The 12,154-nt window shown below is 70.3% G+C and carries 13 protein-coding genes; 9 read left to right on the forward strand and 4 right to left on the reverse strand.

Features of this window, described 5'->3' with window-relative positions; all coding sequences use genetic code 11:
- Positions 1–67: 67 nt before the first annotated feature.
- The gene (locus DRV85_RS02875; RefSeq protein ID WP_113287933.1) at positions 68–868 is read left to right on the forward strand and encodes a glycosyl transferase; all 801 of its coding nucleotides are present in this window, start codon (positions 68–70) and stop codon (positions 866–868) included.
- Positions 869–1,002: 134 nt separating this feature from the next.
- On the opposite strand, the gene DRV85_RS02880 is transcribed toward DRV85_RS02875, so the two are convergent.
- Together DRV85_RS02880 and DRV85_RS02885 are read right to left on the reverse strand one after the other, a co-directional pair.
- On the reverse strand, positions 1,003–1,152 hold the full coding sequence (locus DRV85_RS02880; protein WP_199525788.1) for a DUF2256 domain-containing protein: 150 nt from the start codon (positions 1,150–1,152) through the stop codon (positions 1,003–1,005).
- The gene (locus tag DRV85_RS02885) at positions 1,152–2,696 is read right to left on the reverse strand and encodes an FAD-binding domain-containing protein (protein ID WP_113287934.1); all 1,545 of its coding nucleotides are present in this window, start codon (positions 2,694–2,696) and stop codon (positions 1,152–1,154) included. The genes DRV85_RS02880 and DRV85_RS02885 overlap by 1 nt, the downstream gene beginning before the upstream one ends.
- Before the next feature lie 82 nt (positions 2,697–2,778).
- Here DRV85_RS02885 and pepN point away from each other — a divergent pair, with 82 nt between their 5' ends.
- The 7 genes from pepN to DRV85_RS02920 all read left to right on the forward strand — a co-directional run bounded on the left by pepN (position 2,779) and on the right by DRV85_RS02920 (position 10,595).
- Positions 2,779–5,328 carry an aminopeptidase N gene (pepN, locus tag DRV85_RS02890; protein ID WP_113287935.1) on the forward strand — a complete coding sequence of 850 codons (2,550 nt, stop codon included), beginning with the start codon at positions 2,779–2,781 and terminating at the stop codon, positions 5,326–5,328.
- A 4-nt stretch (positions 5,329–5,332) separates the two neighbouring features.
- Complete coding sequence (locus DRV85_RS02895) at positions 5,333–5,761, forward strand: hypothetical protein (protein WP_113287936.1); 429 nt, start codon at positions 5,333–5,335, stop codon at positions 5,759–5,761.
- 124 nt (positions 5,762–5,885) lie between these two features.
- Positions 5,886–6,761 carry a lysophospholipid acyltransferase family protein gene (locus DRV85_RS02900; RefSeq protein WP_113287937.1) on the forward strand — a complete coding sequence of 292 codons (876 nt, stop codon included), beginning with the start codon at positions 5,886–5,888 and terminating at the stop codon, positions 6,759–6,761.
- A gap of 115 nt (positions 6,762–6,876) precedes the next feature.
- The gene (locus tag DRV85_RS02905) at positions 6,877–8,085 is read left to right on the forward strand and encodes a hypothetical protein (RefSeq protein WP_113287938.1); all 1,209 of its coding nucleotides are present in this window, start codon (positions 6,877–6,879) and stop codon (positions 8,083–8,085) included.
- Positions 8,086–8,153: 68 nt separating this feature from the next.
- On the forward strand, positions 8,154–9,665 hold the full coding sequence (gatB, locus tag DRV85_RS02910; protein WP_113287939.1) for an Asp-tRNA(Asn)/Glu-tRNA(Gln) amidotransferase subunit GatB: 1,512 nt from the start codon (positions 8,154–8,156) through the stop codon (positions 9,663–9,665).
- Between the two features lie 6 nt (positions 9,666–9,671).
- A complete protein-coding gene (locus DRV85_RS02915; RefSeq protein ID WP_113287940.1) occupies positions 9,672–9,902 on the forward strand; it encodes a hypothetical protein in 231 nt (76 codons plus the stop codon).
- A 186-nt stretch (positions 9,903–10,088) separates the two neighbouring features.
- The gene (locus DRV85_RS02920; RefSeq protein WP_113287941.1) at positions 10,089–10,595 is read left to right on the forward strand and encodes a DUF4177 domain-containing protein; all 507 of its coding nucleotides are present in this window, start codon (positions 10,089–10,091) and stop codon (positions 10,593–10,595) included.
- Between the two features lie 4 nt (positions 10,596–10,599).
- Here the strand turns inward: DRV85_RS02920 and DRV85_RS02925 are convergent, their stop codons facing one another.
- A complete protein-coding gene (locus tag DRV85_RS02925; RefSeq protein ID WP_113287942.1) occupies positions 10,600–10,857 on the reverse strand; it encodes a BolA family protein in 258 nt (85 codons plus the stop codon).
- 76 nt (positions 10,858–10,933) lie between these two features.
- On the opposite strand from DRV85_RS02925, the gene DRV85_RS02930 reads away from it, so the two are divergent.
- On the forward strand, positions 10,934–11,557 hold the full coding sequence (locus DRV85_RS02930) for a J domain-containing protein (RefSeq protein WP_113287943.1): 624 nt from the start codon (positions 10,934–10,936) through the stop codon (positions 11,555–11,557).
- Between the two features lie 88 nt (positions 11,558–11,645).
- Here the strand turns inward: DRV85_RS02930 and msrB are convergent, their stop codons facing one another.
- On the reverse strand, positions 11,646–12,113 hold the full coding sequence (msrB, locus tag DRV85_RS02935) for a peptide-methionine (R)-S-oxide reductase MsrB (RefSeq protein WP_113287944.1): 468 nt from the start codon (positions 12,111–12,113) through the stop codon (positions 11,646–11,648).
- Positions 12,114–12,154 lie beyond the last annotated feature (41 nt).

Below are 12,154 nucleotides of genomic sequence, written 5' to 3' on the forward strand. Positions count from 1 at the left end.
CGCGGGCGGCTGGCCAATCCCGCCGCCCTGGGCTAGGCAGCGCGCGAATCCTGACCGGAGAGCGCGCGTGGAGCCTGCCACCGTCGCCTGCATCAAGTGGGGCACCGCCTTCGGCCCCGAATACGTCAATCGCCTCTACTCCGGCGTGCGACGCAACCTCGCGTGCCCGGTCCGCTTCGTCTGCATGACCGAGCGGGCCGAGGGGCTTCACCCGGACGTCGAGGTGATCCCCCTGCCCCGCGAACCCTTCCAGGACGAGATGGACCGCGCGCTCGCCCGCGCCAACCGGCAGGGCGCGATGCGCAAGGTCTCGCTCTTCCGCCCCGGCGCGATCCCCGATCTCGCGGGCCCGGTGCTGGGCTTCGACCTCGACGTGGTGATCACCGGAAACCTGGAGCCGATCCGGGCGCTCGACCCGGCGAAGGTCGCCATGCGCCACGACTGGACCGAGGCGCGCAAGGGCCGCCCCACCGGCCACGGCTCGGTCTTCCGCTTCGACCCGGCGCGCCACGGCTATCTCTACGCCGATCTCGCCGCGAATCCCTACACCGAGGTCGAGACCGCCCGCGGGTCCGAGCAGCGCTACACCTCGCACAAGGCGATGGAGCGGGGCGATTTTCTATACATCCCCGGCGATCTGGTCGTGAGCTTCAAGTACGACTGCCTCGGCCTGCCGCCGGTGAACTGGCTGCGCGCGCCGCGCCTGCCGGAGAACGCGCGCGTCGTCTGCTTCCACGGCCGGCCCAAGATGCCCGAGGCGGTCGAAGGCTACCGCGGCTCGCTGATCCGCCGCTCGAAACCCTGCCCCTGGCTGCGCGAGCACTGGATCGATCGGGCGCGCGCCGATCTCGGGCCCGACTGGGCCTGAAACCGCCCGAAGACGCGTCGTGCCCCCCTCGCGCGTCCCCGGTCTTCTCCTTGCGAAAAATATCCCGGGGGTCCGGGGGCAGCGCCCCCGGCCGCGCGAAGCGCCAGAGGGCGTGCGGCCGCAGGCCGCTCCGCTCAGTGGCGCCTGGCCGCGCGCCGGCAGCGGTCCGAGCAGTGGCGCACCTCGTCCCAGACCTTCGCCCATTTCCGCCGCCAGGCGAAGGGACGGCCGCAGGTGACGCAGATCTTCTGCGGCAGGTCGGACTTCCTGCGCATCCGGGCCATCAGAAGCCGAAGCTCCCCTGCCGGTCGTCGGCGGGCTTGCGCCGGCGCGGCGCGCGGTCGTTCACGAAGCGGCCGGTGCCCTCCCTGCGGCTGGCGTGCTTCGTCACCAGCGCGTCGGCCGTCTCGCGGAAGCCCTCGCCACGGCGTATCCCCCAGACCGCCTCGCGCGCGGCGCGGGCGGCGGCGGCGACCTCCACGACGGGCGCTGGATAGCCGCGGCCGAGCAGCGCGGGGGCGCGCTCCCATCGCCACGGCTCCTGCAGGACGGCATCGGGCACCTCGCCCAGTTCGGGCACCCAACGGCGCGTGAAAGCGCCGGTGGGATCCTGGTCACGACCCTGCTTGACGGGGTTGTAGATCCGCACCGTGTTCATGCCGGTGGTGCCCGACTGCATCTGCATCTGCGGCCAGTGGATGCCGGGCTCGTAGTCGGTGAAGAGCCGCGCGAGCACCGGGCCCGTGTCGCGCCAGTCGAGCCAGAGGTGATAGGAGGCCACCGCCACCAGCATCGCGCGCATGCGGAAGTTGATCCAGCCCGTCGCGATCAGCGAGCGCATGCAGGCGTCCACGAAGGGAATGCCGGTCTCGCCTCTCGCCCAGGCCGCGAGGCGGGCGGCGTCGGGCGGGCGCGGGCGCAGCCCCTCGTAGGCGGGGTGCAGGCAGCGATGCTCCAGCGCCGGCTCGTCCTCGAGCTTCTGCATGAAATGGTCGCGCCAGGCGAGCCGCGACTGGAAGGAACGCAGGCTGCCGGCCCAGCCGTCGCGGGTGCCGCGCACCGCGCGCTGGCGGGATGCGGCGGCAAGGGCGGCCTCGCGGACCGACAGGGCGCCAAGGGCCAGATGCGGCGAGAGGCGCGAACAGGCCTCGGCCCCCTCCAGCGGCGAGGACATGGCGCGACGATAATCACGCCCGCGCTCGGTGAGGAAGCTGTCGAGCGTTCGGAGAGCCTCGGCGCGCCCGCCGCGCTGGCGGCCCGGGCAGGGATCTGCGGCGAGGCCGAACCGCGCGGCCTCGGGCCAAGGGTCGCTCCGCGCCGCCACTGCCTGCAATCGCACAGGCGCCGGCACCGGCTCGGCGAAGACGAAGCGGTCGCGCCGGGCGGCCCAGCCGTCGCGGCCCTGCAAGCGGCGCACCACGCCGGACTGCGGCAGCTCTTCCCAGCTCACGCCCTGCGCGCGCGCCCAGTCGCCGACCCTGCGGTCGCGGGCATAGGTCCAGGCGTTTCCCGTCTCCTCGTGGCTGAAGAGGTGGGTCACCCCATGCGCGCGGCGCAGCGCCTCCAGCACCTCCACCGCCGCGCCCACGCGCACCACCAGAGCCGCGCCGAGCGCGGCGAGATCGTCTTGAAGGTCCGCGAGCGTTTCCCCGAGAAAGGCATAGTGCCGCGCGCTCGCGTCCGGCTCGGCCCAGAGGCCGGGCTCCACGATGTAGAGCGGCAGCACCGGCAGGCCGCTTGCCGCGGCGCGCGCCAGCGCAGGGTGATCCGCCACCCGCAGGTCGCGCTTGAACCAGACGATCGCCGTGCCAGATTGCGCCCCAGCCATTCGCTTGCCGTGCCCTGCCCCAGTCACTAGCAAGGGTAGGTCACGCCGACCGCCCGGAAAGCCCGCGCCAGAGGAGGCCGCCATGAAGGACGCCGCGCCGCAGACCGTCTATCTGAAGGACTACGCGCCGCCCGCCTATCTGGTGGACGAGGTGCACCTGACTTTCCGTCTCGCACCCACGGCCACGCGGGTGCTGAGCCGCATCCGCTTTCGCCCGAACCCCGAGTCGTCGTCGCGCGACTTCTTCCTGCATGGCGAGAGCCTCACCCCGATCCGCGCCGCCATCGACGGGCAGGAGGTGCGCCCGGACATCACCGAGGCGGGCCTGACCTGCGCGGTGCCCGATGCGCCCTTCACCTGGGAGGCGGAGGTGGAGATATCGCCCGAGACGAACACCGCGCTGGAAGGGCTCTACATGAGCCGCGGCATGTACTGCACCCAGTGCGAGGCCGAGGGCTTCCGCAAGATCACCTGGTACCCCGACCGCCCCGACGTGATGGCGCCCTTCACCGTGCGCATCGAAGGGGACGCACCGGTACTGCTGTCGAACGGCAACCCGGTGGGCGTGGGCGAGGGCTGGGCCGAATGGCACGACCCCTGGCCCAAGCCCGCCTATCTCTTCGCGCTCGTGGCGGGCGACCTGGTGGCGCACCGCGACAGCTTCGTCACCCGGTCGGGCAAGACGGTGGACCTCGCCCTCTGGGTGCGACCGGGCGACGAGGGGAAATGCGCCTGGGGGATGGAGGCGCTGAAGGCCTCGATGCGCTGGGACGAGGCGCGCTACGGGCGCGAATACGATCTCGACGTCTTCAACATCGTGGCCGTGGACGACTTCAACATGGGCGCGATGGAGAACAAGGGGCTCAACATCTTCAACTCGGCCGCCGTGCTGGCCAGCCCCGACACCGCGACCGACGCCAACTTCGAGCGCATCGAATCGATCATCGCGCACGAGTATTTCCACAACTGGACGGGCAACCGGATCACCTGCCGCGACTGGTTCCAGCTCTGCCTGAAGGAGGGGCTCACCGTCTTCCGCGATCAGGAGTTCACCTCCGACATGCGCTCGGCCGCCGTGAAGCGGATCGAGGACGTGCGGATGCTGCGCGCGCGCCAGTTCCCCGAGGATCAGGGCCCGCTCGCGCACCCGGTGAGGCCCGAGAGCTACCAGGAGATCAACAACTTCTACACCGCGACCGTCTACGAGAAGGGCGCCGAGGTGATCGGGATGCTCAAGCGGCTCGTGGGCGACGCGGGCTATTCCAAGGCGCTCGATCTCTACTTCGACCGCCACGACGGGCAGGCCTGCACCATCGAGGACTGGCTCAAGGTGTTCGAGGATGCGACGGGGCGCGATCTGAGCCAGTTCAAGCTCTGGTATAGTCAGGCCGGCACGCCGCGGGTCTCGGTCGAGGAGAGCTTCGAGGGCGGCACCTACACGCTCACCTTCACGCAGCACACGCCGCCCACGCCGGGGCAGGAGGAGAAGAGGCCGCTGGTCGTCCCGATCGCGGTGGGCCTGCTGTCGCCCAACGGCGACGAGGTGGTGCCGACCCGCATGCTGGAGCTCACGGAGGCGCGGCAGAGCTTCGCCTTCGAGGGGCTCGCGTCCAAGCCCGTGCCGTCGATCCTGCGCGACTTCTCCGCGCCGGTGGTGCTGGAGCGCGCGGCGTCGCGGGCCGAGCGCGCCTTTCTGATGGCGCATGACACCGACCCCTTCAACCGCTGGGAGGCGGCGCGCAGCCTTGCACGCGACAGCCTGATCGCCACGATCCGCGAGGGGGCCGCCCCCGATGCCGACTGGCTCGAGGGGCTGGCCGCGATGCTGCGCGACGACACGCTCGACCCGGCCTTCCGCGCGCAGGTGCTGGCGCTGCCGACGCAATCGGAACTCGCGCAGGCGCTGGCGGACCGGGGCCAGACACCCGACCCCGACGCCATTCACGGCGCGGTCGAGGGGCTGAAGGACGCGATGGCGCGGCACCTGTCTGACCTCGCGCCAGGGCTCTACGACGCGATGCGGGTAACGGGGCCTTACGCGCCCGACGCGGAGCAGTCGGGCAAGCGCGCGCTGGGCAACGCGATGCTGGGGCTCATTTCGCGCCGCGACGCGGGCGCGCTGGCCGCGCGGCAATACGCCGAGGCGGACAACATGACGCTCGCGCTGGCCGCGCTCGCGTGCCTGTTGCGCGTGGGCAAGGGATCCGCCGAACTCGCCGCCTTCCACGAAAGGTGGAAGGACGACCGTCTGGTGATGGACAAGTGGTTCGCGCTGCAGATCGCGGAAGCGAAGCCCGAAAGCGCGGTGGAGACGGCCGCGCGGCTGACCGAGCATCCGGCCTTCGACTGGAAGAATCCCAACCGCTTCCGCGCGGTCATGGGGGCGCTCGCCGGCCACCATGCGGGATTCCATCGGGCGGACGGCGCGGGCTACGCGCTGCTGGCCGACTGGCTGATCCGGCTCGATCCGGTGAACCCGCAGACCGCGGCGCGGATGATGACCGCCTTCCAGACCTGGCGGCGCTACGACGCGGGGCGGCAGGCGCACGCGAAGGCCGCGCTGGAGCGGATCGCGGCCACGCCCGACCTCTCGCGCGACGGGGCCGAGATGGTCGGGCGCATGTTGGGCTGAGGCGGTGGCGCCCTACCGCTTCGAGCGCAGCGGGCGAACCCGGCAGACCGCCGTCGCGCTCGCCGCGGTCTGGGCCGTCATGGGCGCGCTGGTGGTCTTCCTCGACGCCGCGCTCTGGGTACTGGCGATCCCCGCGCTCTTCACCCTGCCGGCGGTCTGGGATCTCATCTCGGACCGCAGGGCGGGCCTGGAGATCGGCGAGGACACGATCCGCTGGCATTCGGGCCGCAGCGCGGGCGAAGTCGTCTTCGGCCGCATCGACAAGGTACGCTTCGACACGCGACTCGACCTGTCGGTGAAGGTCAGCATCGTGCTCGTCACGGGACGCAAGTTGCGCCTGCCGCAGGAAAGCGTGCCGCCCTGGCGCGACCTGGAGGCCGCCCTGGCGGAGCGCGGGATCGCCACCGAACGGCACCATTTCTCGCTCATGTGAGCGATGCGCGCCACACCGCCCAAGGGAACCGAACCCCGCTTCGGGGGTTCCAGCTTCCGGTGATCCGTGCAATTTTCCGATCGCCGTCATATGTTCGTCGCAACGCGAGTGGTTAAAGGGCGCCATGAAGGACCGGATCGACCCGCTGATCGCCGAGCGCGCGCCCTGGCTCTTTTCCGACAGCCCGCTGGTCGCGCCGGCCCGCGCCGTGCTCAATCGCGTGTTGGGCTATGACCGCACGATCGACCTGGGCAGCGCCTTGCGCGACCTGCCGGCGGATCGCGTCATGGGCGAGATGGTGCGCCTGCTCGCCCGCGACATCGAGGCGTCGGGCCTCGACAACATCCCGCGCCAGGGCGCGGCGCTCGTCGTGGCGAACCATCCCACCGGCATCGCCGACGGCATCATGCTGCACGCCGTCCTGGCCGAGCTGCGCCCTGATCTCTATTTCTTCGCCAACCACGACATCCTGCGGGTGATGCCGCAGATGGAGCGCATGATCGCCCCTGTCGAATGGCGGGTCGAGAAGCGCACTCACGGCAAGACCCGCGAGACCATGGCCTACACCCGCCGTGCGGTCGAAGAGGAGCGGCTGGGCGTGATCTTCCCCTCCGGCCGCCTCGCCAAGCGCCGCGGCCTCAGCCTGCACGAGCGGGAATGGATGCCCTCGGCCGCGATGATCGCCCGCAAGTTCGAGCTGCCCGTGATTCCCGTCAACATCCGGGCGCGGAACTCGGTGCTGTTCTACCTGTTCGACCTGCTGCACCCGACGCTGCGGGACATCACGCTGTTCCACGAGACGCTGAACAAGCACCGCCAGCCGTACCGCATCACGGTAGGCGAGCCGATTTCGCCGCGGTCCCTGCCCGCGAAATCCGAAGAGGGAATCGAGCTGATGCGGCGCGCCACGCTTGCGCTCGGCGGCCATCGCGCGCCGGTCGTCTCGCTGGTGGACAACACGCGGCGGCCCTCCTGGATCCGGCAGACGAGTTCCAACTGATCGCGTTCGATCGGATCGCACACGTATAGCGCGATCTTTTCTCAGCCCTGCCCGATTTCGGCCCGATTGCGGGAGGACAAATGAGGGGCACCTCGAACGGGAGAGGCCCCGCGCCATGAGCGCATTGCGCATCATAATCCGACGGATCGCCCGGAACTTCCGCCTGCCTGCGACCGAGGGGAAGGCCGACCCCGTGGCGCCCGCGCCGCTGCGCGCCCCGCTGCCGTCGAGCCTGCGGCGGTCGCCGCGCCAGCGGGACGGCGTGCTGCCCGTGCGCGACATCACCCACGACGAGCGCGAAAGGACGAACTATCTCCGCCAGGGCCTGTTTCTCGCACGGCAGGAGCGATGGGACGAACTGGACGCGCTGATCCGCGAGACCGACGCGGTGCGGGCAGCGACCCCCGGCGGAGAGACCGTCGCCGAACTTCTGGCGCGCGGGGCCGTCACCGATGCGCTCGAACCCGGCCTCGACGGGACGCCGGGCGCCGGAATCCCCTGGCTGCACGATCTGCTGCGCGAGCAACCCGAACGACCCGGCATCGCGCTTACGGTCGCCCTAGCCGAGATCGCCACCGCAGAGACCGCCCGCGGCGATTCCGAGCCCGGCGAGCTCGGCGTCGCGCAGCGGATGGATTTTTTCGCCCATCTCGCCCAGGCCGCGCAGGTCCTCGACCCCTTCGACCCGATCGAGCTCGACAGTCCGGCGCTCGCGGCCGCGCGCTGTGCCGTGGCGCCCGTCTGGCGCGCGGACGCGGGCCATGTCGCGGATCTCTACGAGGATCTGATCGACCTCGACCCGGCGAACCCGCGTCACATGCGCGCGCTGGGCCGCGCGCTCCGGCCGCGGGGCCTCGGCGCCTTCACCGAGCTCGACCGGGTCGCCTGCGCGACCGCCGAGCGCACCGCCGACATCTGGGGCGCGGGCGGCTACGTCTGGTGCTGGCGCGACGTGCTGCTCGCCGATCCGCGCGGCTTCGAGCGGCTGGAGCTCGGCCGCTTCATGCAGGGGATCGAGGATATCCTGCTCCGCCACGAGGATCAGCACCTGCTCAACCAGCTCGCCGCCTTCTGCGCGCTCGCGCCAGGCCACAGGGGGCGCGGACAGGCCGAGATGAACGCGGCGATCGCCCCGCGCCGCCAGGCCGTGCGCGAGGCGGGCCTTCGCATCCTCCGCGACCACATGACCGAGATTCACCCGCTCGTCTGGGCCGAGGCGTCAGGGCACCGCGGCGACCGGCCCGCGGCGATCGAGGCGGGCGCCACGCTCGCCTGCGCCGCGCTCGAGGCGGCGGCGGCCGCGGCGCTCCCCCGCGCCGGCTGAGCGCGGCGCGATTGCATGTCGCCGCGGCTTTGGCTACCTCAAGGCCGCAGCGCACACGGGGGACGTCCATGCTCGATCTCGCCTACGAACCGCCCAAGCCCAAGGTCATTTCCGGCGCCCGCCATGACTGGGAGCTGGTGATCGGGATGGAGGTGCACGCGCAGGTCGCCTCGAAAGCCAAGCTCTTCTCCGGCGCCTCCACGGCCTTCGGCGCCGAGCCGAACTCTAACGTGTCCTTCGTGGACGCGGCGATGCCCGGCATGCTGCCCGTCATCAACGAGTTCTGCATCGAGCAGGCGGTGCGCACGGGGCTGGGGCTGAAGGCCAGGATCAACCTGGTGAGCGCCTTCGACCGCAAGAACTACTTCTACCCCGACCTGCCGCAGGGCTACCAGATCAGCCAGCTCTACCACCCGCTCGTGGGCGAGGGCGAGGTGCTGGTGGACATGGCGCCCGGCGTCGCGCGGCGCGTCCGGATCGAGCGCATCCACGTCGAGCAGGACGCCGGCAAGTCGATCCACGACATGGACCCGGCGATGTCCTTCGTGGACCTCAACCGCACCGGCGTCGCGCTCATGGAGATCGTCTCGCGCCCCGACATCCGCGGGCCGGAGGAAGCGGCGGCCTATCTCACCAAGCTCCGGCAGATCATGCGCTACCTCGGCACCTGCGAGGGTAACATGCAGTCGGGCAACCTGCGCGCGGACGTGAACGTCTCGGTCTGCCGGCCCGGCGCCTACGAGAAGTTCATCGAAACGGGGGATCCCGGCCATCTCGGCACGCGCTGCGAGATCAAGAACATGAACTCGATGCGCTTCATCCAGCAGGCCATCGACTACGAGGCGCGCCGCCAGATCGCGCTGCTCGAGGAGGGCGGCGAGGTGGTGCAGGAGACGCGCCTCTACGACCCCGACCGGGGCGAGACGCGCTCGATGCGCTCCAAGGAGGAAGCGCACGACTACCGCTATTTCCCCGATCCCGACCTGCTGCCGCTGGAACTGGAACAGGACTGGGTGGACGCGATCGCGGACAGCCTGCCGGAACTGCCGGACGCCAAGAAGGCCCGCTTCGTCGCCGACTACGGGCTCACCGAATACGACGCGGGCGTGCTGACCGCCGAGGTCGCCGCGGCCGACTACTTCGAGCAGGTGGCGGACGGCCGCGACGGCAAACAGGCCGCCAACTGGGTCATCAACGAGCTCTTCGGCCGGCTCAAGAAGGACGAGCGCGAGATCACCGAAAGCCCCGTCTCGCCCGCGCAGCTCGGCGGCATCATCGATCTGATCGCCAGCGGCGACATCTCGGGCAAGATCGCCAAGGAGCTTTTCGAGATCGTCTATGCCGAGGGCGGCGACCCGGCCGAGATCGTCGAGGCCCGCGGCATGCGCCAGGTCACCGACACGGGCGCCATCGAGGCCGAGGTCGACCGCATCATCGCCGAGAACCCCGCGCAGGTGGAAAAGGCGCGCGCCAACCCCAAGGTCGCCGGCTGGTTCGTGGGCCAGGTGATGAAGGCCACCGGCGGCAAGGCCAACCCCAAGGCGGTCAACGACATCGTGGCGGCGAAGCTGGGGCTCTGAGGCCCGATGCGCCCGCTGCGTGACGAGATCCTCGTCCACAACGAGCGGGTGAAGCTCTTCTCGGGCTTTCTGAACGCGGTGGGGCTGGGGCTCATCGCCTTCGCCCTGATCCGCCCGCTGGTCGAGCAGGGCGCGGCGCTCGGCTGGCTCACGCTGTGGTGGAGCGTCGCCGGACTGGCGCTGCACGCTGCGGCGCACTATATTCTGGGCATGCTGAGGAAGGAGCCCCGCGCATGACCCTGTTCGAATTCGCGGTTCCGCTCGCGGCCCTGACGGTCGCAGGGGTGGGCATCCTGCTGCTGCGGGCCGAGGCACGGCGCATCGACGCCCGTCGTCGTCCGCCGGCGGAGTGAGGTCGCGCGCGGCTGGTATCGACGCCCCCCATCTGCTAGCTTGCGCCGCCGCAGCCGGCCGGAGAAACACATGTCAGCATATGAATACAAGGTGGTGCCCGCGCCCGCCCGGGCGGAAAAGCTCAAGGGCGTGAGCGCGCCGGAGCAGCGCTTCGCCGTCTCGGTCGAGAAACTGATGAATCATTACGCCGCCGAGGGCTGGGAATATCTGCGCGCCGAGACGCTGCCCTCGGAGGAGCGCAAGGGCCTCGCAGGCAAGACCACGCAGATGCGGACGCTGCTCGTGTTCCGCAGACCCGCCGCCGCGCAGGGCCGGCCGGCGAGCGCCGCGTCGCTGGGGGCGCCCGCGTCCGCGCCGTCTGCCCCCGGCGAACGCCCGGCGTTGCGGCCCGTCTCGGGCGAAGCGGCTCAGCCGCCGGGCGAGCCCTCGGCCGCTGCGGCGCAGGATGACGGCGAAGACCCGATCGCGATCCCGGGCGTGCTGCGCGCCGAGCGCGGCCATGACGACCGGGGCATCGCGGACAAGTCCGCGGGGCGCCGGCTCTGGGCCGTGCGCCGCGAGGACGAGCAGAGCTGACGCGTCAGGCGTCGATATCGAGCGCCAGCGCGTGGATGCGGCCGACCAGATCGGGACCGAGCGCCGCATGGACCGCCCGGTGGCGCGCCAGCCGCGACTGGCCGGCGAAGGCGGGGGCGCGGATCGTCACGCGGAAGTGGCTCTCTCCGCCCTCCTGGTAGCCCGCGTGGCCGCGGTGGCGCTCGCTCTCGTCCACCACTTCCAGCCGCTCGGGTTGAAAGGCGGCTTCGAGCGCGCGGCGGATCTCTTCGGTGCGTGACACTTTTTCCCTCTCCCGACCCCTTCAAAACTGCTCGTCGGAGTCTAAACTTCCGCCTCCGAGTCGAAAAGGTGAGACGATGCGCAAACCGGACCCCTTCGGATTCGACATTTCCGTGTCCGCCGCGAAGAAGAAGAACCCCCGCGGCCGACGCGCCATGTCCGGCGCGTCGGAGACATCGACGCGCATCTGCGACCACGACGGCTGCGAGGAGCCGGGGCTTTACCGCGCGCCCAAGGCCCCCGACGTGCTCGACGATTTCTACTGGTTCTGCAAGCAGCACGTGCGCGAATACAACACGAAGTGGAACTTCTTCGAGGGCACGACCGAGGCGGAACTCAACGCCCAGATGTCCAAGGACAAGGTCTGGGACCGCAAGACGCGCGATTTCCGCGATCCGGAGGCGCGCGCCTGGTCGCGGCTGGGAATCGAGGATCCCCATCAGGTGCTGGGCGACAACGCGACGCGCAATCCGGGCAACGGCGCGGCCAGCGGGCGGCGGCTGCCGCCGACCGAGCGCCGCGCGCTCGAGATCCTCGACGGCCGTGACGACTGGACCAAGGCGGAGATCCGCAAGAGTTACAAGGCGCTGATCAAGGTACTGCACCCCGACATGAACGGCGGCGACCGCAGCCAGGAGGAGCAGTTGCAGCAGGTCATGTGGGCCTGGGAGCAGCTCAAGGACAGCCGCCACTTCAAATGACGAAGCCCCCGAATTTTCGATCGAAAACTCGGGGGCAATCCCTCGGGCTCAGAAAAGAAGAAGCTTCGATCGAAGATTCTTCCCAGCCTCAGGCCTCGACGAATTTCAGCGACACGCCGTTGATGCAATGGCGCTTGCCGGTGGGCGGCGGGCCGTCGTCGAAGATGTGGCCCAGGTGGCTGCCGCAGCGGGCGCAGTGCACCTCGGTGCGGGGGATGATGAGCTTCCAGTCGCGCTTGGTGGCCACCGCATCCTGCGAGATCGGCTTGTAGAAGCTCGGCCAGCCGGTGCCGCTGTCGAACTTGTGCTCCGACGAATAGAGCGGCTGGTCGCAGCCGCGGCAGCGATAGGTGCCTGCCGCCTTCAGGTCGTGCAGCGGCGAGGAGAAGGCGGGCTCGGTCCCCTCCTCGCGCATCACGCGGTATTCCATGTCGGACAGCCGCGCCTTCCACTCCTCTTTCGTGCGTGTCACCTCGAAGTCCTCCTGCGCCGTCACCAATCGCGGGCCGAGCGCAAGGCCGGCCGCCACAGTGCCGAGAAACCATCTGCGTTGCATGAGATCGTCTCCTTTCCGGGCACAGGTGGGCACCTGCCGCG

The sequence above is a fragment of the Rhodosalinus halophilus genome (assembly GCF_003298775.1).
Lineage (GTDB): Bacteria > Pseudomonadota > Alphaproteobacteria > Rhodobacterales > Rhodobacteraceae > Rhodosalinus > Rhodosalinus halophilus.

Coding starts and splice junctions, on each gene's coding strand:
- DRV85_RS02880 (WP_199525788.1), bottom strand. CDS start 1,152: ATGGCCCGGATGCGCAGGAAGTCCGACCTGCCGCAGAAGATCTGCGTC.
- DRV85_RS02885 (WP_113287934.1), bottom strand. CDS start 2,696: ATGGCTGGGGCGCAATCTGGCACGGCGATCGTCTGGTTCAAGCGCGAC.
- pepN (WP_113287935.1), top strand. CDS start 2,779: ATGAAGGACGCCGCGCCGCAGACCGTCTATCTGAAGGACTACGCGCCG.
- DRV85_RS02900 (WP_113287937.1), top strand. CDS start 5,886: ATGAAGGACCGGATCGACCCGCTGATCGCCGAGCGCGCGCCCTGGCTC.
- DRV85_RS02905 (WP_113287938.1), top strand. CDS start 6,877: ATGAGCGCATTGCGCATCATAATCCGACGGATCGCCCGGAACTTCCGC.
- gatB (WP_113287939.1), top strand. CDS start 8,154: ATGCTCGATCTCGCCTACGAACCGCCCAAGCCCAAGGTCATTTCCGGC.
- DRV85_RS02915 (WP_113287940.1), top strand. CDS start 9,672: ATGCGCCCGCTGCGTGACGAGATCCTCGTCCACAACGAGCGGGTGAAG.
- DRV85_RS02920 (WP_113287941.1), top strand. CDS start 10,089: ATGTCAGCATATGAATACAAGGTGGTGCCCGCGCCCGCCCGGGCGGAA.
- DRV85_RS02930 (WP_113287943.1), top strand. CDS start 10,934: ATGCGCAAACCGGACCCCTTCGGATTCGACATTTCCGTGTCCGCCGCG.
- msrB (WP_113287944.1), bottom strand. CDS start 12,113: ATGCAACGCAGATGGTTTCTCGGCACTGTGGCGGCCGGCCTTGCGCTC.